This window comes from Mesorhizobium sp. L-8-10, from assembly GCF_016756635.1.
Taxonomy (GTDB): domain Bacteria; phylum Pseudomonadota; class Alphaproteobacteria; order Rhizobiales; family Rhizobiaceae.
Genome location: NZ_AP023263.1, coordinates 2624336 through 2642242, shown reverse-complemented (window position 1 = coordinate 2642242; position 17907 = coordinate 2624336). Strand labels below are relative to the sequence as shown.

Sequence of the window (17907 nt, the reverse complement as noted above, 5' to 3'; positions counted from 1 at the left end):
ATCTCGTCTGATTATTGCTTATCCAGACCGTAAACGGAATGCAAAGTGCGAACTGCAAGTTCAGTGTACGGACCGTCGATCAGGATGGAGATCTTGATCTCCGATGTGGTGATGGCGCGGATGTTGATCGCCTTGTCGGCCAGCGCCTTGAAGGCGGTCGCCGCAACGCCGGCGTGGCTCCTCATGCCGATGCCGATCACCGAGATCTTCGACATGCCGGCCTCGGACTGGACGACGTCGAAACCGACCGTCTGCTTGACCTTGTCGAGCACGGCCAGCGCCTTGTCGATATCACCCGACGGCACGGTGAAGGTCATGTCGGTCGACTTGCCGTCCTCGGAGATGTTCTGGACGATCATGTCGACATTGATGTTGGCCTCGGCCAGCGGGCCGAAGATGCCGGCGGCCACGCCGGGCCGGTCGGCGACACGGCGCAGCGAGACCTGGGCCTCGTCCTTGGCATAGGCGATTCCGGTGACGACCTGCTGTTCCACGATTTCTTCCTCGTCGCAAATGAGCGTTCCAGGCGGATTCAAGAGATCGCCCATGCCAGGCGCATCGGGATCCTCGAAGGACGACCGCACGAAGGTACGCACCCGATGCACCATGGCGAGCTCGACGGAGCGCACCTGCAGCACCTTGGCGCCGAGCGAAGCCATTTCCAGCATCTCCTCGAAGGAGATCTTGGCAAGCCGGCGCGCCTTGGGCTCGATGCGCGGATCGGTGGTGTAGACGCCGTCGACATCGGTATAGATATCACAACGGTCGGCCTTCACCGCGGCGGCGATCGCCACGGCGCTGGTGTCGGAACCGCCGCGGCCGAGCGTGGCGATGCGGTTGTCGGGCCCGAGGCCCTGGAAGCCGGCGATGACGGCAACCTGCCCCTCGCCGAACCGCTTGATCAGGAACGATCCGTCGATGTCGAGGATGCGGGCCGCGCCATGTGCGTTGTCGGTGCGGATCGGGATCTGCCAGCCCAGCCAGGAGCGCGCATGGACGCCCATGGACTGCAGCACGATCGCGAGAAGCCCCGCTGTGACCTGTTCGCCGGAGGCCACGACGGCGTCGTATTCGCGCGCGTCGTGCATGGCCGAGGCCTCGCGCGTCCAGGCGACCAGCTCGTTGGTCTTGCCGGCCATGGCCGACACGACGACGGCGACATCATGACCCGCGTCGACCTCGCGTTTGACATGGCGCGCCACGTTGCGGATGCGGCTGATGTCGGCGACGGAGGTTCCGCCGAATTTCATCACGATGCGCGCCATGGAAGCGGAATGCCCTTGCTGCAGGTCGCCGGCGGGACGCCGGCAAACGATCATACGAAAGCGCCCCGGAAAGCCGAGGCGCCCAATGCGGTCGCCTCCTTAGCCAAAACAGGGACGCTAGGCAAGCTGCGAGCCAGGCCTCGGTCGCCGCGCCGACTGCCCGGAGAAACGCTGGCCGCTTCGAAACCGTATGGAGAGGAGAGGCGGCCACACCAGCGGCGGCCCTGCAATTGTTGCCACTTTGTTCCAAAGATGGTATGGTTCAATCAACTGGTCGATAAGGAGTTCGCTTATGCGTGAAGTTCAAGCCTCGGAGGCCAAGATCCATCTGCCTCGACTGCTCTCCGAAGTGGAGCGCGGCGAAACCATTGTCATCACCCGCCATGGCCGGCCGATCGCCCGTATCGTGCCCGAAACCGACGAACGGCGTGAGCGCATCGCCAGGGTGTTCGAGGAGATCGATGAGTTTCGCAAGACGATGCCATCCTTGACGAGGGACGAAATCCTGTCGGCCCGACACGAAGGGCATAAATACTGATGCCGTTCGTCATTGATGCCTCAATTACAGCCTGCTGGCTTTTACCCGACGGGCACGATCCCGTCGCCGGTGCGGCTCGCGCCCGCGCGGCTGTCGACGAGCTTGTCGCGCCTGCCGTGTGGTGGTTCGAGGTCCGCAACCTCCTGGTCACGAATGAGAAACGGGGCCGCATCGACGCGGCCCATACGGCCAAGGCGCTCGCGCTGCTGGCTGGGTTACGCGTGCCGCTCGATCAATCGCCGGATGAGACCATACTGCTCGCCCTGGCGCGCAAGCATCGGCTGAGTGTTTATGATGCGGCCTATCTCGAATTGGCGTTGCGTGAGCGCATACCCCTTGCGACGCTGGACAGGCAACTTGCCGCCGCCGCGAACGCCGAGCAAATCGGGACGATCGACGCCGCGCTATGAATGTTGTGGCATCGACCGTCGCAAGCGACATCCTGCCAACGCTGGTCAAAATAGCCTGCGACAGTGCTCGCTAGCGCTTTCCTCGTCGGTGCTTGCCGGCCGCCTGCATACAACCTGAAATAGCCGCCCGATCGGCCAGCAATTGCCCGAAAAGGAAAAACCGGCCTTGACATTCGGGCCGGCTCTACCGACTTCCTTGCGTCTCGAAGGAGACCAGATCATGCCCGAAGCCCGACGAACGACCATCGACGCTTCCGAAGTCGAGCGCTTCGCCGCGCTTGCCGCCGAATGGTGGGATCCCAACGGCAAGTTCAAGCCGCTGCACAAGTTCAACCCGGTGCGCCTGGCCTGGATACGCGACCATGTCGCCACGCGTTTCGGGCGCGATCCGCGCGCAGCGCGGCCTTTCGAGGGACTGCGTTTCCTCGACATCGGCTGCGGCGGCGGGCTGTTGTGCGAGCCGATGGCGCGGCTGGGCGCCGAAGTCGTCGGCGCCGACGCAGCGGCAACCAATATCGAGGTGGCGAAACTTCACGCGGCCGAAAGCGGCGTCACCGTCGACTACCGGGCGACGACCGCCGAGGATCTGGCCGACGCCGGCGAGAAGTTCGACGTCGTCCTCAACATGGAAGTGGTCGAGCACGTCGCCGACATCGACCTGTTCATCGGCAAATGCGCCGACATGGTGAAGCCTGGCGGCATCATGTTCGTCGCCACGATCAACCGCACGCTGAAGGCTCTCGGCCTCGCCATCGTCGGCGCCGAATATGTGCTGCGCTGGCTGCCGCGCGGCACGCACCAATATGGCAAGCTGGTCCGCCCCGAGGAGCTGGAGGCCGCACTCGGCAAGGCCGGGCTCACGGTCATCGACCGCACCGGCGTCGTCTATCATCCGCTGGCGGACCGCTGGCAGAAATCCGCCGACATGGACGTCAACTATATGGTGCTCGCTGAAAAGGCTTCGGTCTGACGACGACGCGCCGGCAGCGTTGGCTGTCCCCGGGGCAGCATTGGCGGGGCAACACAAGTTGTACCCATGGCAACATTGCCCCTGAGGTAACATTTCTCCAATACCGGCAGGCGGGAACCGGGCATGGTCGGGCCGAAAAATCGGCCTTGGGAGATTGGCCCCATGGATATGGTGACTGCCCGCCACCTCGCCCTCGGCATGCCGGAGGCGATCGAGAAGTCGCATTTCGGCAAGCCGGATTTCCGGGTCCGCGATCACATATTCATGACCTTGCCCGGGCCGGATCGCGCCGTCTTCAAGCTGACGCCGGACGAACAGGAGATGCTGACCGGCGCCGAGCCGGCCGTGTTCGCCCCCGTGCCGGGCGGCTGGGGTCGCCAAGGCTGGACGATCATGTTCCTGGCCAGTGCAGACGAGGCGACGCTGAAAAGCACCCTCGCCATGGCCTGGCGCAATGCCGCGCCTGCCGGGCTGCGCAAGACCCTCGACAATCCGGGCCCCGCGCCAACCAGGCAGCATGGGGCCGCCGGCCCGAGGGCCGACGATCCGGCGCCGGCCTCCAACGCCGGCCCCCTCGCGTCGGCCGCGTCGTGGACATTCGTCGCAGACGGCTATGACGAAAGCACCCGCCCCTTTCTGGAGGCCTTTTCACGATCGGCCCTCGAACGGTTGCATCTCGGTCCACGGAGCGACGTCATCGACATAGCCTGCGGCCCCGGCACGACCGCACTGCTTCTGTCGCCACGGGTCCGGTATGTCGCCTGCGTCGACTTCTCCGAGGGCATGCTGCGGCGGTTGCGCCGCCACATCGACCGGGCCGGCCTGTCGAATATCGAGCCCTGCCGGGCCGACGGCCAGGCCCTGCCCTATGACGCCGCAAAGTTCGACGTCGGCCTGTCGATGTTCGGACTGATGTTCTTCCCCGACCGCGCCAGGGGGTTCGCCGAACTCCATCGTGTGCTGCGGGCGGGAGGCGCGGCCGCTGTTTCGAGCTGGGCGCCCGCCGGGCAATCGCCGCTCCTGCGGCTTGTCGTCGAGGCGCTCGGCGAACCGCCGGCCGAGTCGCCGCCGGCCGCGCCGGGGCTCGAGGATCCGGCCGTTCTCGAACGGGAGATGACGGAAGCCGGCTTCATGGAAGTGCGCGTCGAACCCGTCAGCCACGCTATGACCGTGACCGATGTCGAGAGCTTCTGGCATGGCATGGTGCGCGGCGTGGCGCCGATAGCGCTTCTCAAGCACAAATCGAGCCCGCGGCAATGGGCGCGCACGGAAGCGGCCGCCAAGGCGCATATCGCCAGCGCCTTGCCCGAATTGCCGGCTCTGCTGCCATCGGTCGCCTATCTGGCCGTGGGGCGAAAGCCTTGACGATGGTCAGCCGGCGGGCGCTCCGACGCGTCGGGATTTCTGTGCCTTCGTCGTCAGAAACACCCCGATGGTGACGATTGCCGCGCCGAGCCAGGTAAGCAACTGGTAGCGCTCGCCGAGGAACAGCGTCCCGCTGACGAGGCCCACGGCGGCCGCGACATAGCCGATCTGGCTGAGATAGACCGGGCCGCCCACCGCCTGCAGCCGGAAGAAAAAGGCGAACTGGGCCGAGGCCGACGCGACCTGCGCCAGCACCAGCAAGGGAATGCCGGCAAGCAGGCTGAACGAGCCGATGCCGCCCGAGGCCCCGATCCCGGCGAGGAGCAGCGCCGCGGACGCGAGATGGCTGCCGACCGCGAGTTCGATCGGGCCGGTGCCTTCGGGCCAGTCGAAAGTGCGATAGATGTTTCCCGCTGCGAGGCTGACGGGGACCAGGAGACCGACGACCACCCAGAAGGGCTCGGCCGGCTGCCCCGCCTCGCCGCGCGTCACCGCGACGGTCACCGCACCGATGAAGCCGACGATGATGCCGGCCACGCCGAGCAGGCTCGGCCGGCGCACCCCGAACAGGATCGACAGCACCAGCGTGATGATGGGCGACAGCGTGAACATGATGCCCATATAGCCGGCGCCGAGATGCGGTATGGCCGAGAACATCAGCAGGTTGGGAATGGCGTAGGAGATGGCCGCAGCGATCGCGAAATAGCGCAGGCGATGGGCGGTGAGCCTGGGGCCGTGACCGCCGAAGAGAAGCGCGGCGAGCAGCACGCAGCCGGCGCCGCAGGAGATCACGAAAGCCCAGACCATGGCGGACACGCCGGCCGCCGTCGCCATCTTGCCGAAGGGAAGCGCCAGGCCGAGCAGGGCGCCGGTGACGGCGAGCAGGCCGAAGGCCGAGTGCCAGAACTGTTTCATGCACCCGGTCCCGAGCTGATGCTTGCCAGCACTAAAGCATATCTCCCGAAAGTGGGTACCGGTTTCGGGACAAAGACACGCGTCAAATCAAAAACCTGCAGCCGGGCGCGCCGATGTCGTCCGGCCAGGCGACGCCGACCGGCTGTTCAGCCCAATTGTCAGTTCCTGTCATCCGGGAAGACCGGGATCGGCATGAAATCGACACCGTCTTCGGCGAGCCCGCGCACCTCCTCGGCCGTCGCCTCGCCATAGATGCCGCGCGGATCGGTCTCGCCGAAGTGGATCTTGCGCGCTTCCTCGGCGAATTTGTCGCCGACATAGTCTGCATTCTCGCGCAGCTTCTCCGACAGCGCCTTCAACTGGGCCATGGCCTGCTTCTGCGCCTCGCCCATGGCGAGCGCTACCTTTTCCTGCTTGCGGGAGGTCGAGACCGCCGGCGCCATCAGCGCCTTGTGCACCTTGGACGAGCCGCAATCCGGGCATTCGACCAGCCCGCGCCTGGCCTGCTTGTCGAAATCGTCATTGTTGCGGAACCACGCCTCGAATTCGTGGGCCTGCTCGCAGACAAGGGAGAACCGGATCACGATGCGGCCCCCCTGAGCCCGGCCGGCTCGTCGGCGATGACCTCGCTCGTGAAGTCGCGGGCGTTCTTCAGGTTCGGGATCTTGCGATGCGCCGCGGTGGAGGCCTCCGTATCGATATCGGCCAGAACGATGGCAGGCTCGTCATGGTCCGCCTCGGCGACGATGCGGCCCCAGGGGTCGACGATCAGCGAATGACCGTAGGTTTCGCGCCCGTCCTCGTGCAGTCCGCCCTGCGCGGCGGCGACTACCCAGGCGCCGTTCTCGATGGCGCGGGCGCGCAGCAGCACATGCCAGTGCGCCTCGCCGGTCTGGCGCGTGAAGGCGGCGGGCACGGTGAGCACCGATGCGCCGGCCAGCGCCTGGGCGCGGAAAAGTTGCGGGAACCGCAGGTCGTAGCAGATGGCGAAGCCGAGCCGGGCGATTGGCAGGTCGGCGACGACGCTGCGGTCGCCGGGCTCATAGGCCGACGATTCGCGCCAGCTCTCGCCCTTGTCCAGATCGACGTCGAACATGTGGATCTTGTCATAGGTGGCGATCAGGCGGCCGTCCGGCCCGAAAAGGAAGGCCCGGTTGGCAAGCTTGCCGTCGGAACGCAGGATCGCCGTCGAGCCGACATGGACGAAGATGCCGAGTTCGGCCGAGAGCCGGGCGGCCGCGCCGGCGATCGGATCGCGATCCTCGGTCGTGAAGGCGGCGGCTCGGGCTTCCCTGTCGCGAACTATCGCGCCGGTCATCTCCGGGGTCTGCACATAGCGCGCGCCCTGATCGGCGGCCTCGCGCACCATCCGCTCGAACTCCATTGCGTTGCGCCCGACATCGGTGCCGGAGCGCATCTGGATGGCGGCGGCCTTGAACATAGTCATGTCGAACCCTCAGTTCAGTTGGCCGGTCTGCAGCAGGCTGTCGAGGCGCCCCTGCTTCTCGAGCGCATGCAGATCGTCCGACCCGCCGACATGCACCTCGCCGACGAATATCTGCGGAAACGTATAGCGGCCGTTGGCGCGTGCGATCATCTCCTGGCGCAGCTCGGGCGAGAAGCTCGCGTCGTGCTCGGTATAGGCGACACCCTTGCGGTCGAGCAGGTTCTTGGCGGCCGCGCAATAGCCGCACATCATTCGCGTATAGATCGTCACATCCACCATGGCCGGTTCCATAACAGGTTCAGCATCATATAGGGGCTGCCTCGTCGGGCCGGAAGTCCCCCGGCAGAACGCGCGCGAAAGTGAGGATGTCGACCGCGGCCGCTCCGCCGCGCTTCAAGGCGAGCGTGGCCGCCACTGCCGTCGCCCCGGTCGTATAGACGTCGTCGATCAGCAGCACGCGCCGCCCTCGGATGTGGATCTCGGCCTCCGGCGGCACCCGGAAAGCGCCGCGCACATTGTCCTCGCGCTCGTTGCGCCGCAACCCCACCTGCCGTCGCGTGCCCCTGAGCCGGCGCAACGCCTCGGGCTCGAAGGGCAGTTCCGCCATCCGGGCGACGGCGCGCCCGAGTTCGGCCGACTGGTTGAAACGCCGGCTGAGGAAACGCCGCCAGTGGAGCGGCAAGGGCACCACCACCTGAGCCTCGGCGACGAGTTCCGCCCCTGCCCGCAGCATCCAGCGCGCCATCCAGGGAGCGAGATCCGTCCGGTCGTTGTATTTCAGGCCCTGGACCATCTCGCGTGCCACGCCGGTATAGGCCACGGCCGCCCGCGCCCGTTCGAAGGGCGGCGGGTCGGCGATCGCCTCGGCCGACAGGAAGCCCTCGCCCATGTCGTGCGAGAAGGGCGTGCCCATCACCGCGCACCAGGGCTTTTCCAGAAAGCGCAGCTTGCTCCAGCAACGGCCGCAAAGCGTGCCGGGCTCGCTCACCTTGCGCCTGCAGCCGGCGCAGACCGGCGGAAACAGCAGCCTTGCCGGCGCCTCCGCGATCGCTCTTGCCAGCCCCTTGATCTCGAACACGCTATCGGCCACCACTATTTTGGCTTTGAGCGCCGCGCGTCCATTCGGACGCGCAAAGGCCGCTCTTTGCTTTCATTCTACGCATCGTGCCTTCCGAAAATCGATTCCGATTTTCGGGCCGATGCGCTAAGCAGGTTCCGCAAAAGCGTTCCGCGGTTTTGCGGCGAGAACCTGCGGTAAAACGAGAACCTGCGGCAAAACAAGAATCCAGGCAGGTGATTTTGCCGATGAATCGCCTGCTTGGAGAACCGCACGATAGCAGCGGCGGGAAAGGCGCGCACCTGCCGCCCGACCCCGACAAGCCAGGAAAACCGATGGTGCAGCCGATCTTCGACCAGGACCTCATGACGGCGCGCAAGCTGAGGGCGCTGCGTGCCGCGCTTCCGGGCGCCGGTTTCCTGATGGATCGCGCGGCGGAGGACCTCGCCGAGAGGCTGGGCGCCGTGGAGCGCCGCTTCGGCCATGCCGCCGCCCTGTTCTGCGTCACGCCGGCCGCCCGCGCCGCCCTGCTCGCCACCGGCAAGGTGGACGCGGTGACGCGCGTCGAGGCGGATGCCGCCCTGCTTTCCGGCGAGGATGGGCTGGTCTCCCCGCCCGACCGGGTGCCCTTCGCGGCCGAAAGCATCGATCTCGCCGTTTCGCTCCTGTCGCTGCACGAGGCCAACGACATCCCCGGCATGCTGGTCCAGATCCGCCGCGCGCTGAAGCCCGATGGCCTGTTCCTGGCCGCCATGGCCGGCAGCGGCACGCTGGGCGAACTGCGCGAAAGCCTGCTGGCCGCCGAAACCGAGATTTCGGACGGCGCCGGGCCGCGGGTGATGCCTTTCACCGATATCCGCGACGCGGGCGCGCTGCTGCAGCGCGCGGGTTTCGCGCTGCCCGTCGCCGATGTCGAGGCCTTGACGGTCCGCTATGAGTCGATGTTCGGATTGCTGCGCGATCTGAGAGCGATGGGCGCGACCAGCGCGCTGATCGCACGGTCGCGCAAGCCCGCGACGCGTCGCCTCTTCGCGCGTGCCGCCGAGATCTATGCGGAACGTTTTTCCGATCCGGACGGCCGGGTGCGCGCAACCTTCGCGCTGGTCTGGTTGTCGGGCTGGGTGCCGCATGCCTCGCAGCAGAAGCCGCTTCAGCCCGGTTCAGCCGAAGTGTCGCTGGCGACCGTTCTGGGCAGCAAGGACTGACGCGAGGGCCCCGGAGGGCCGAAGGTCACTTGCCAAGGTCATTGGCCAAGGTCATGTGGCCAAGGTCATTTGCCAAGTTCACTTGAAAGCGTTGGCCAGCCTGCTGTTGTTGTCGGCAAACAGGAAGGTGAGCCCCTCCGCTGCCCGGCCGACGCCGGCAACGATCATCAGCGACAGCACCACCGCGATCAGCGCGTACTCCACGACCGTGGCGCCGGTTTCGTCATTCAGGAAACGCCGGATCATCGATCTCGTCCGATTTGGCCCCAACACCCGAAAGCGCGCAGCGCTTTCGGGGAAAAGACATGCGCTACAACAAGTACCCGCAGCGTATCGCGCAAATCCTTCTTCACGCGATACGCTGCGACCACCCTAGGGCGAGTTTCGTTAAGAAGCGTTAACGCGATGGCGGCAATCGTTCCGGTTTCCCTGGACGGGCACGCTCAACACTCGCCGCTGCGCGTGCCGTCGGCGCGGATCACGCAGATCGAGCTCGGCGACGGCTGCAGAACGCTCCGGCGGATCGTATAGGTGTCTGCCGCGCGGATCGAACCGGTCGTCATGCCGTCGATCTCGCCAGGCGGATAGACGCGCGCCTGACGCTCGGCGATCGGCGCGATGATCAGCGCCATTGCCACCGCCAGCGAGCCGAACAGTAAAGCGAGGCGCAAAGCGCCGAAACCGGCCGCGCCGAGCCTGAAGCGCCGCTCGCCACGCTCCCACTCGTCTTGCGGATGCATTGGGGCGAACCCTCCTCGCGCAGAATCTTACCGTCGCCGGACCTGGAGGCCCCGCATCGCGTCAGACTCTCAACTTTGGCTGAAGGATGGATTAACGATCCGCAGCAACGGAGAACGCGGTTAACGATCGATTGCCAGGCCCATGTCGACGCTCGACCGGATCCGCGGTTGGTGCACGGACGCCTGTCGCCAGGCCGCCGCTATCAGAGTAGGTCGATCAGGAAGGGAATGAGCGGCGCGTCCGCCGGCGGCATCGGATAGTCGCGCAACTGGCGCGGCCTCACCCATTTCAACGCCTGGACCTCCTTTGCCACCGGCGTGCCCCAGAAGCGCCGGCACACGAACAGCGGCATCAGCAGATGGAACGCTTCGTAGCTGTGGCTGGCGAAGGTGAGCGGCGCCAGGCAGGCGACTTTGGTCTCGACGCCGATCTCCTCGGCCAATTCCCGCACCACCGCCTCTTCCGGCGTCTCGCCGGGCTCGATCTTGCCGCCGGGAAATTCCCACAGCCCGGCCAGCGACTTCCCTTCCGGGCGCTGCGCGATGAGCACGCGCCCGTCGGCATCGACCAGGGCGCAGGCCGCCACGAGCACCATCTTCTTCGGCGTTTCGGTCATGACGGGGCACCCGGCGGCTGGCGATAGCGGTAGCGGTAGACGTCGGCGAAGCCGAGCGAGCGGTAGAGGCCGATGGCAGCCCTATTGTCGGCCTCGACCTGCAGCCAGGCCTGGCGCGCGCCGCGCAGCTTCGCCCATTTCAGGGCCGACAGGATGGATCGGCGGGCAAAGCCCTTGCCGCGCCGGTCGTCCGCGGTGGCGACCTCGAACAGACCGGCGAGTTCGGCATCGTGGACGCAGATCAGCGAGCTCGCGGGCTCACCCTCGTCCTCCAGCACGAAGAGGCCGGCCTCCGCCCGGATCGCGCCGATGATCTCGGACAGGCCGGGCCTGAGCGTCGTGCCGAGACGATGCGTCCTGGCGGCGGCGCGCAGGAAGCGGCCGGTATCCTTCAGCGGGATCTGGTCGATGGCCTTCTCGACCTCGGGAGCGTTGCCGAGACCAAGCCACATGACGATCGATTCACCGAAGACGCTCCAGCCCAGCGCATCGAAATGCGCATTGAGCCGCGCGCCCGATAGTGGCGACATGCGGAAGGTCAGCGGCCGCCCGCAGGCCTCGAAACGACGCCCGGCGCGGCCGATGCGCTCGTTGAGGCTGGTGAGGTCGCCCGGATCGAGCGGGTTGACGGAGTTGAGCCTCTTTGCCGGATGTCCCGCCGTCAGGCGGATCGCCCAGGTCCCGTCATACTGGACGGAGGCCGCCGGCCAGGCACGGAAACCCGCCGCTTCGAAGCGGCGGACCAGCGGCAGTTCGGGGTTCTCCGCCATCTCTCCCGGGCTCAGCTGCGATAATCGCCGTTGATGGCGACATATTCCTTTGTGAGGTCGCAGGTCCACACCGTCGCCTTGCCCCGGCCGATGCCGATATCGGCGCGGATGACGATCTCGTCGCGTTTCATATAGGCCGAGGTCGCCGCTTCCGAGTAATCCGGATCGCGCTCGCCATTATGGGCGAGGCGGTTGTCGCCGAACCAGATCGACAGCAGGTCGCGGTCGGCCGGCTCGCCGGCCTTGCCGACGGCCATGACAACGCGGCCCCAATTGGCGTCCTCGCCGGCGACGGCAGTCTTGACGAGAGGCGAGTTGGCGATCGCAAGGGCGATGCGCTTGGCCGAGCGCGCCGACTTCGCCCCTGTCACCGTCACCTCGACCTGCTTGCGCGCCCCTTCGCCGTCACGCACGACCTGCAACGCGAGGTTCTTCAGGATGCGGTTGAGCGCCCGGCGGAACTGGGCGAGGCGCGCATCGTTGGGCTCGCTGATCTCGGGCGCGCCGCGCCGCCCGGCCGCGCCGGTGGCGAAGAGAAGCAGCGTGTCGCTGGTCGAGGTGTCGCTGTCCACGGTGACCGAATTGAAGCTCTTGCCGACGCCCTTCGACAGCATGTCCTGCAACACTCCCGCGGCGATCGGCGCATCGGTGGCGATGAAGGAGAGCATCGTGGCCATGTCGGGCGCCACCATGCCGGCGCCCTTGGCAACTCCGTTGATGGTGACGTCGGCATCGCCGAGCCTCACCGTGGCCGTTGCATATTTCGGATAGGTGTCCGTGGTCATGATCGCCTGGCCGGCCTCCTTCCACAGGCCGGGCTCGGCGCGCCTGGTCATGTCGGCGATCAGGTGGCTGAAACGGCCGGCGTCGAGCGGCTCGCCAATGACGCCGGTCGAAGCGAGGAAGACGTCGCCCGGCCTGCAGCCCGACGCTTTGGCGGCCGCCTGCGCCGTCATGTCGGTCGCCTCGCGCCCCTTCTTGCCGGTGAAGGCGTTGGCGTTGCCGGAGTTCACCACCAGCATGCGCGCCTTGCCGTCCGGCAAATTCTGCCGGCAGAAATCGACCGGCGCGGACGGGCATTTGGAGCGGGTGAAGACGCCGGCCACCTGCGTGCCCTCGTCGAAGGCCATCACCAGAAGGTCGGTGCGGTTCTTGTACTTGATGCCGGCCTCGGCGGTGGCGATCCGCACCCCCTCGATCGCGGGCATTTTCGGCTGGGATTTCGGAGCGAGCGGGGAAACGGCAGTCGACATCGAGGCCCTCGGCGGGTGAATGGCTGAAGAAGGCCTCGTTTGCCCCAGAGGCGCGACGCGCGCAAGGCGTTTTGGCCCAGACAGCGCCAGGATTCCGATCCATGTCATGGTTCGCAGGAAAGTTGCCCGCTGCCTCGCCTTCCCCCCTGTTCCATGCCATGGTTGCGGACCATCCTCGGGGCAAGCCTTTCAGGGAGGCCAGCATGCGGGCCGGCGCGCCGAAGGGAAAACATGTCGTGGCGGGCCTGCGGCTCGGCCTCGCCTGCCTCGCCTTCGCCCTCGCCATGGGCGATGCAAGTGCAGGCGAGCCGGGTTGTGGCAGCCCGGAGCCGGTCAACACGCTGAACGAACTATGGGCAGCCCTCTACGCCTGCTGGCAGCCGCCGCCCGGAAGCGCAGGCATGGAGATCACGCTTACCTTTTCGCTGCGGCGGGACGGCAGCCTCATCGGCAAGCCGCGGGCGACCTGGTCCAGGCTTTCAGGCAGCGAAGCTCAACGACGTGCCTTCGTCGCGTCGGTTCTGGCCGCGCTCGATCGGCAACTCCCCCTGAAGCTCACCGACAGCCTTGGCGGCGCAATCGCCGGACGCCCATTCGCCATGCGCTTTGCGGCGCGCGAGCAGGTCCCCGAACAGTCCCTATGAGCGTTGCATGTCTCTCGCGGCACACCGCGCATTTGTCGCGAGGGTGTCTTCGTACCGGTCAGGCACGCCCGGCATGAAAGCGAGCCGCTCCGCTGTGGCCGCTGCGGATGCCGGCCCAGGATCGATGGGCGGCGGCCGGCCGATACCCGGCCGCCGAATGCATTGCGGCTATTGCGCCTTCTCGGTTTCGTCGACGGCCTTCTTCAGTTCGGGATCGGCGATCTCGACCTTGCCGCTCTCGCGCAGCGACTGGACCAGCGCTATGTATTTCTCGCGCAGGATGAGCGAGCGGAACTGCTCCTTGACCTGCTCGAACGCCGGCGGCTGCTGAGCGCGCTTGTCCTCGACCTTGATGACGTGCCAGCCGAACTGCGACTGGACCGGCTCCTTGGTGTAGCTGCCGACCTCCAGGGCGAAGGCCGCCTTCTCGAATTCCGGCACCATCTGGCCGGCGCCGAAATAGCCGAGCTCGCCGCCATTGGCGCCCGAGCCGGTGTCGGTCGACTTCTCCTTGGCGATGTCCTCGAACTTCTCGCCGGCGTCGAGCCGCTTGACGACGTCCTGGGCCTCCTCCTGGGTCTTGACCAGGATGTGCCGGGCCCTGACCTCATTGGCCGGCGGCGTGGCGGCGATCTCCTTGTCGTAGCGGGCGCGGACCTCCTCGTCGGTGATCTTGCCGGCAACCTCGGCATCGATCAGCGCCGCATGCAGCGCCCTCTGCTTCAGGAACGCCATGCGCCGCTGGAACTCGGGATCCTTGTCGAGGCCCTTGGCCTCCGCATCGGCCGCGACCAGCTGGATCTCGATGATCGCAGACAGCGCGGCGGCGCGGCGCTGTTCCGCCGGAAGGCGGGCGAACTGCTGATCGAGATCGCTCTCGGCCAGCGCCAGATCTGCCTCGGTGATCGACTTGCTGCCGACGGTGGCGACCACCTTGTCGGGGTCGGGCTGGGCAGCCGCCTGCGCGGCGTCGGGCTTGGCGGTCTCCTGAGCGAGGCCGGGCATGGCCGCGGCTCCGATCAGGCCGGCGGCAAGAACGAAGGGCGCGATCGACACGCGGCGGATCGAGAATGGCATGCGAGGGTGCTCCGGTTCGGGTACTGACGACACCTGAAAGGCGGGAAATAGGGCGGAATTTCGCTCGGGCGAGGCTGGCTTTGCCACGTTGACATCGCCGGGGGCCCCTCTTATCTGTCCTTCACCTTGGCGTCCAGAAGCGATTTCCGGGCGCTTTTCTGTTATATGACCTGCATACTCATACAAATGCTGCGGGTACGGCCCACCGGGCCACGTCGGCTTTGTGGAATTGAAAGGACCTTTGATGGTCAGTTTCGGCGGCCTAGCGCGCAAGATCTTCGGTTCCTCCAACGACCGCCGCGTCAAATCGATGCGGCCCCGGGTGGAAGCGATCAACGCCATGGAGAACGAGATCGCGGCTCTCTCCGATGCCGAACTCAGGGCCCGCACCGACCAGTTCCGCCAGGACGTCGCCAACGGAGCCTCGCTCGACGATCTGCTCGTCCCCGCTTTCGCCACGGTGCGCGAGGCGGCCAAGCGCGTCCTCGGCCTCAGGCCTTTCGACGTCCAGCTCATCGGCGGCATGGTGCTTCATTCCGGCGACATCGCCGAGATGCGCACCGGCGAGGGCAAGACGCTCGTCGCCACGCTTCCGGTCTATCTCAACGCGCTGTCCGGCAAGGGCGTCCACGTCGTCACGGTCAACGACTATCTGGCCAGGCGCGACGCCGAATGGATGGGGCGCATCTATTCGTTCCTCGGGCTCACCACCGGCATCATCGTGCATGGGCTCTCCGACGAGGAACGCCGCGCGGCCTATGCCTGCGACGTCACCTACGCCACCAACAACGAGCTTGGCTTCGACTATCTGCGCGACAACATGAAATATGAGCGCGCGCAGATGGTGCAGCGCGGTCACAATTTCGCGATCGTCGACGAGGTGGACTCGATCCTGGTCGACGAGGCGCGCACACCCCTGATCATCTCCGGCCCGCTGGAGGATCGGTCGGAAATGTACAATACGGTCGACCGTTTCATCCTGCAGCTCCAGCCGTCCGACTTCGAGGTCGACGAGAAGCAGCGCACCGCCACCTTCACCGAAGAGGGAACGGAAAGGGTCGAGCAGCTGCTGGGCGCGGCCGGGCTGCTCAAGGGCGAGCACCTCTACGACGTCGAGAACGTCGCCATGGTGCACCACGTCAACAACGCGCTGAAGGCGCACCGCCTGTTCCAGAAGGACAAGGACTACATCGTCCGCAACGGCGAGATCGTCATCATCGACGAATTCACCGGCCGCATGATGCCGGGCCGCCGCTATTCGGAAGGCCTTCACCAGGCGCTCGAAGCCAAGGAACACGTGGCGATCCAGCCCGAGAACCAGACGCTGGCCTCGATCACCTTCCAGAACTATTTCCGCATGTACGGGAAGCTTGCCGGCATGACCGGCACCGCGGCGACGGAAGCGGAGGAATTCGGTAACATCTACAATCTCGACGTGGTCGAGATCCCGACCAATCTGCCCGTCCGCCGCAAGGACGAGGACGACGAGGTCTATCGGACCGTCGAGGAGAAGTACAAGGCGATCGTCAACGAGATCCGTGAGGCGAATGCCAAGGGCCAGCCGATACTGGTCGGCACCACCTCCATCGAAAAGTCCGAGCATCTAGCCGATCGCCTGCGCAAGGAGGGCATCAAGGACTTCCAGGTGCTCAATGCCCGCTACCACGAGCAGGAAGCCTTCATCGTCGCCCAGGCCGGCAAGCCGGGCGCGATCACCATCGCCACCAACATGGCCGGCCGCGGCACCGACATCCAGCTCGGCGGCAATGCCGACATGCGCATCGCCCAGGAGCTGGCCGAAATCCAGCCCGGAGCAGAGCGCGACGAGAAGGAGAAGGCGATCCGCGTCGACGTGCAGCGCCTGAAGGAACAGGCGCTGGCCGCCGGCGGCCTCTACGTGCTCGCCACCGAGCGCCATGAATCGCGCCGCATCGACAACCAGTTGCGCGGCCGCTCCGGCCGCCAGGGCGACCCCGGCCGCTCGAAGTTCTTCCTGTCGCTGCAGGACGACCTGATGCGGATCTTCGGCTCGGAACGCATGGACGGCATGCTGCAGAAGCTCGGCCTCAAGGAGGACGAGGCGATCATCCATCCCTGGATCAACAAGGCCCTGGAGAAGGCGCAGAAGAAGGTCGAGGCGCGCAACTTCGACATCCGCAAGAACCTGCTCAAATATGACGACGTCATGAATGACCAGCGCAAGGTGGTCTTCGAGCAGCGCCTGGAACTGATGGACGGCGAGAACCTGTCCGAGACGGTCGCCGAGATGCGCTCCGACGTGATCGAGGATCTGGTGGCCAAGCACATCCCCGAAACGGCCTATGCCGAGCAGTGGGACGCGGCCGGCCTGCAGGCCGGCGCACAGCAATATCTCAATCTCGACGCGCCGATCGAGGATTGGGTCAAGGAAGAAGGCATCGCCGAGGACGATATCCGCGAGCGCCTCACAAGGCTCACCGACGATGCGGCCAGGGATCGCGCGGAGCGTTTCGGGCCCGAGATCATGACCTATGTCGAGCGCTCCGTCGTCCTGCAGACGCTCGACCATCTCTGGCGCGAGCACCTGGTCAATCTCGACCATCTGCGTTCGGTGGTGGGCTTCCGCGGCTATGCCCAGCGCGACCCGCTCAACGAATACAAATCCGAGGCCTTCGAGCTGTTCCAGGCGCTGCTCGGCAATCTGCGCCAGGCGGTGACGGCACAGCTGATGCGCGTCGAACTGGTGCGCGAGGCGGCGGAGGCGCCGCCCCTGCAGACGCCGGAAATGCACGGCCACCATGCCGACGGCTCCACCGGCGAGGACGATTTCGGCGGCGACACGGCCATCGCCGTCCGGCAGGAGACGATGCGCGTCGTCCCGGCCGAAGAGCGCGATCCGAACAATCCCAGGACCTGGGGCAAGATCGGCCGCAACGAGGCCTGCCCCTGCGGCTCGGGCAAGAAATACAAGCACTGCCACGGCGCCTTCGCGTAGGCTGGAGCATGTCTCCCGAAAGTGGGTACCGGTTTCGGGACAAAGACATGCGTTAAATCAAAGGCCTACGTAAGCGTCCGGTGAGGACCGCCACAGTACACGACAGAATGGTCGCGGGCGGCAACATATCCGCTTCGTCATCCACGGGCGAGCGCACGCAGCGAAGCGCAGGGCGCGATGACCCGTGGATCCATGCCGTGACCGACCCGAAGGCCGGAGGCGGTCGAGGAAGAGGATGGCTCCCCTATCCACCTGCCCAAGCCCGCTTTGCACCGAAGCAGTCGTCCGCGATTTCACGGCACGGATTCTCGGGTCACCTCGCCCACGCTTCGCGCAGGCTCGGGCCCGAGAATGACGAAGATAGGGCGGCGCTGTTTGTGGGACGCAAAACCGCTGCGCACTTTTGCTGGAATTGATCCAGGCCTCGGGCAGCCGAGGGCGCCATGATGTGGTGTGTCCGAACACTCTCGACCTTCGATGTATCCAGCATGTCATGCCGTCCCGACTACTGTCGTGTACCGTCATCCGTTTCACGCAACACGCTGTAGGCACGGCAAACAAATGGCCCGGCGGTCCCACGGCCGCCGGGCTATTTGTTTTCACCCTCCCCCACCGCCGTGTTCCGGCGACTTGAATGCCTCGCATTTTGACGCCATATTG

At 66.1% G+C, this 17907-nt stretch carries 19 protein-coding genes and 1 pseudogene; 8 read left to right on the top strand and 12 right to left on the bottom strand.

Annotation, left to right across the window (positions count from 1 at the left end; translation table 11 throughout):
• Positions 1-11: 11 nt before the first annotated feature.
• Entirely contained in the window at positions 12-1265 is a 1254-nt protein-coding gene (locus JN280_RS12400; RefSeq protein WP_202314710.1) for an aspartate kinase, read from the bottom strand.
• Between the two features lie 292 nt (positions 1266-1557).
• On the opposite strand from JN280_RS12400, the gene JN280_RS12395 reads away from it, so the two are divergent.
• From JN280_RS12395 to JN280_RS12380, 5 genes and pseudogenes are all read left to right on the top strand, one after another.
• Positions 1558-1803, top strand: a complete 246-nt coding sequence (locus JN280_RS12395) for a type II toxin-antitoxin system Phd/YefM family antitoxin (RefSeq protein ID WP_202312534.1) — start codon at positions 1558-1560, stop codon at positions 1801-1803.
• A complete protein-coding gene (locus JN280_RS12390; protein WP_244743260.1) occupies positions 1803-2213 on the top strand; it encodes a type II toxin-antitoxin system VapC family toxin in 411 nt (136 codons plus the stop codon). The genes JN280_RS12395 and JN280_RS12390 overlap by 1 nt, the downstream gene beginning before the upstream one ends.
• A gap of 220 nt (positions 2214-2433) precedes the next feature.
• Positions 2434-3183, top strand: a complete 750-nt coding sequence (ubiG, locus tag JN280_RS12385; RefSeq protein WP_202312532.1) for a bifunctional 2-polyprenyl-6-hydroxyphenol methylase/3-demethylubiquinol 3-O-methyltransferase UbiG — start codon at positions 2434-2436, stop codon at positions 3181-3183.
• 168 nt (positions 3184-3351) lie between these two features.
• Positions 3352-3657 (top strand): annotated as a pseudogene (locus JN280_RS39400) (MmcQ/YjbR family DNA-binding protein); the annotation flags it as partial.
• A 195-nt stretch (positions 3658-3852) separates the two neighbouring features.
• Positions 3853-4548 carry a class I SAM-dependent methyltransferase gene (locus tag JN280_RS12380; protein ID WP_446720844.1) on the top strand — a complete coding sequence of 232 codons (696 nt, stop codon included), beginning with the start codon at positions 3853-3855 and terminating at the stop codon, positions 4546-4548.
• Between the two features lie 6 nt (positions 4549-4554).
• Here JN280_RS12380 and JN280_RS12375 read toward each other — a convergent pair whose 3' ends face one another.
• The 5 genes from JN280_RS12375 to JN280_RS12355 all read right to left on the bottom strand — a co-directional run bounded on the left by JN280_RS12375 (position 4555) and on the right by JN280_RS12355 (position 8000).
• The gene (locus tag JN280_RS12375) at positions 4555-5463 is read right to left on the bottom strand and encodes a DMT family transporter (RefSeq protein ID WP_202312530.1); all 909 of its coding nucleotides are present in this window, start codon (positions 5461-5463) and stop codon (positions 4555-4557) included.
• Positions 5464-5621: 158 nt separating this feature from the next.
• The gene (locus JN280_RS12370; protein ID WP_202312529.1) at positions 5622-6047 is read right to left on the bottom strand and encodes a DUF1178 family protein; all 426 of its coding nucleotides are present in this window, start codon (positions 6045-6047) and stop codon (positions 5622-5624) included.
• On the bottom strand, positions 6044-6910 hold the full coding sequence (locus JN280_RS12365; RefSeq protein ID WP_202312528.1) for a carbon-nitrogen hydrolase family protein: 867 nt from the start codon (positions 6908-6910) through the stop codon (positions 6044-6046). The genes JN280_RS12370 and JN280_RS12365 overlap by 4 nt, the downstream gene beginning before the upstream one ends.
• Before the next feature lie 9 nt (positions 6911-6919).
• Positions 6920-7189 carry a glutaredoxin 3 gene (gene grxC / locus JN280_RS12360; protein WP_202312527.1) on the bottom strand — a complete coding sequence of 90 codons (270 nt, stop codon included), beginning with the start codon at positions 7187-7189 and terminating at the stop codon, positions 6920-6922.
• Between the two features lie 25 nt (positions 7190-7214).
• Complete coding sequence (locus JN280_RS12355) at positions 7215-8000, bottom strand: ComF family protein (RefSeq protein ID WP_446720752.1); 786 nt, start codon at positions 7998-8000, stop codon at positions 7215-7217.
• Between the two features lie 305 nt (positions 8001-8305).
• Between JN280_RS12355 and JN280_RS12350 the strand changes: the two genes are divergently transcribed.
• On the top strand, positions 8306-9172 hold the full coding sequence (locus JN280_RS12350) for a methyltransferase domain-containing protein (protein WP_202314705.1): 867 nt from the start codon (positions 8306-8308) through the stop codon (positions 9170-9172).
• A gap of 78 nt (positions 9173-9250) precedes the next feature.
• Here the strand turns inward: JN280_RS12350 and JN280_RS12345 are convergent, their stop codons facing one another.
• The 5 genes from JN280_RS12345 to argJ all read right to left on the bottom strand — a co-directional run bounded on the left by JN280_RS12345 (position 9251) and on the right by argJ (position 12552).
• Positions 9251-9418 carry a Flp family type IVb pilin gene (locus tag JN280_RS12345; protein ID WP_202312526.1) on the bottom strand — a complete coding sequence of 56 codons (168 nt, stop codon included), beginning with the start codon at positions 9416-9418 and terminating at the stop codon, positions 9251-9253.
• A gap of 197 nt (positions 9419-9615) precedes the next feature.
• A complete protein-coding gene (locus tag JN280_RS12340; RefSeq protein WP_202312525.1) occupies positions 9616-9912 on the bottom strand; it encodes a hypothetical protein in 297 nt (98 codons plus the stop codon).
• Between the two features lie 203 nt (positions 9913-10115).
• Entirely contained in the window at positions 10116-10529 is a 414-nt protein-coding gene (mutT, locus tag JN280_RS12335) for an 8-oxo-dGTP diphosphatase MutT (RefSeq protein WP_202312524.1), read from the bottom strand.
• A complete protein-coding gene (locus JN280_RS12330; RefSeq protein ID WP_202312523.1) occupies positions 10526-11299 on the bottom strand; it encodes a GNAT family N-acetyltransferase in 774 nt (257 codons plus the stop codon). Before JN280_RS12330 ends, mutT begins: the two co-directional genes overlap by 4 nt.
• 11 nt (positions 11300-11310) lie before the next feature.
• Complete coding sequence (gene argJ / locus JN280_RS12325; RefSeq protein ID WP_202312522.1) at positions 11311-12552, bottom strand: bifunctional glutamate N-acetyltransferase/amino-acid acetyltransferase ArgJ; 1242 nt, start codon at positions 12550-12552, stop codon at positions 11311-11313.
• 203 nt (positions 12553-12755) lie between these two features.
• On the opposite strand from argJ, the gene JN280_RS12320 reads away from it, so the two are divergent.
• Positions 12756-13196, top strand: a complete 441-nt coding sequence (locus JN280_RS12320; protein WP_244743254.1) for a hypothetical protein — start codon at positions 12756-12758, stop codon at positions 13194-13196.
• A 168-nt stretch (positions 13197-13364) separates the two neighbouring features.
• Here the strand turns inward: JN280_RS12320 and JN280_RS12315 are convergent, their stop codons facing one another.
• Entirely contained in the window at positions 13365-14273 is a 909-nt protein-coding gene (locus JN280_RS12315) for a peptidylprolyl isomerase (RefSeq protein WP_202312521.1), read from the bottom strand.
• A 244-nt stretch (positions 14274-14517) separates the two neighbouring features.
• On the opposite strand from JN280_RS12315, the gene secA reads away from it, so the two are divergent.
• Positions 14518-17247: a preprotein translocase subunit SecA gene (gene secA, locus JN280_RS12310; protein ID WP_202312519.1), complete on the top strand. Its 2730-nt coding sequence runs from the start codon at positions 14518-14520 to the stop codon at positions 17245-17247.
• Positions 17248-17907 lie beyond the last annotated feature (660 nt).

What these genes read in the sequence shown, in the direction of transcription:
- JN280_RS12395 (WP_202312534.1), top strand. Translation starts at nt 1,558, where the DNA reads ATGCGTGAAGTTCAAGCCTCGGAGGCCAAGATCCATCTGCCTCGACTG.
- argJ (WP_202312522.1), bottom strand. Translation starts at nt 12,552, where the DNA reads ATGTCGACTGCCGTTTCCCCGCTCGCTCCGAAATCCCAGCCGAAAATG.
- JN280_RS12320 (WP_244743254.1), top strand. Translation starts at nt 12,756, where the DNA reads ATGCGGGCCGGCGCGCCGAAGGGAAAACATGTCGTGGCGGGCCTGCGG.
- JN280_RS12365 (WP_202312528.1), bottom strand. Translation starts at nt 6,910, where the DNA reads ATGACTATGTTCAAGGCCGCCGCCATCCAGATGCGCTCCGGCACCGAT.
- JN280_RS12375 (WP_202312530.1), bottom strand. Translation starts at nt 5,463, where the DNA reads ATGAAACAGTTCTGGCACTCGGCCTTCGGCCTGCTCGCCGTCACCGGC.
- JN280_RS12315 (WP_202312521.1), bottom strand. Translation starts at nt 14,273, where the DNA reads ATGCCATTCTCGATCCGCCGCGTGTCGATCGCGCCCTTCGTTCTTGCC.
- grxC (WP_202312527.1), bottom strand. Translation starts at nt 7,189, where the DNA reads ATGGTGGATGTGACGATCTATACGCGAATGATGTGCGGCTATTGCGCG.
- JN280_RS12400 (WP_202314710.1), bottom strand. Translation starts at nt 1,265, where the DNA reads ATGGCGCGCATCGTGATGAAATTCGGCGGAACCTCCGTCGCCGACATC.
- JN280_RS12345 (WP_202312526.1), bottom strand. Translation starts at nt 9,418, where the DNA reads ATGATCCGGCGTTTCCTGAATGACGAAACCGGCGCCACGGTCGTGGAG.
- secA (WP_202312519.1), top strand. Translation starts at nt 14,518, where the DNA reads ATGGTCAGTTTCGGCGGCCTAGCGCGCAAGATCTTCGGTTCCTCCAAC.
- ubiG (WP_202312532.1), top strand. Translation starts at nt 2,434, where the DNA reads ATGCCCGAAGCCCGACGAACGACCATCGACGCTTCCGAAGTCGAGCGC.
- JN280_RS12340 (WP_202312525.1), bottom strand. Translation starts at nt 9,912, where the DNA reads ATGCATCCGCAAGACGAGTGGGAGCGTGGCGAGCGGCGCTTCAGGCTC.
- JN280_RS12330 (WP_202312523.1), bottom strand. Translation starts at nt 11,299, where the DNA reads ATGGCGGAGAACCCCGAACTGCCGCTGGTCCGCCGCTTCGAAGCGGCG.
- JN280_RS12390 (WP_244743260.1), top strand. Translation starts at nt 1,803, where the DNA reads ATGCCGTTCGTCATTGATGCCTCAATTACAGCCTGCTGGCTTTTACCC.
- mutT (WP_202312524.1), bottom strand. Translation starts at nt 10,529, where the DNA reads ATGACCGAAACGCCGAAGAAGATGGTGCTCGTGGCGGCCTGCGCCCTG.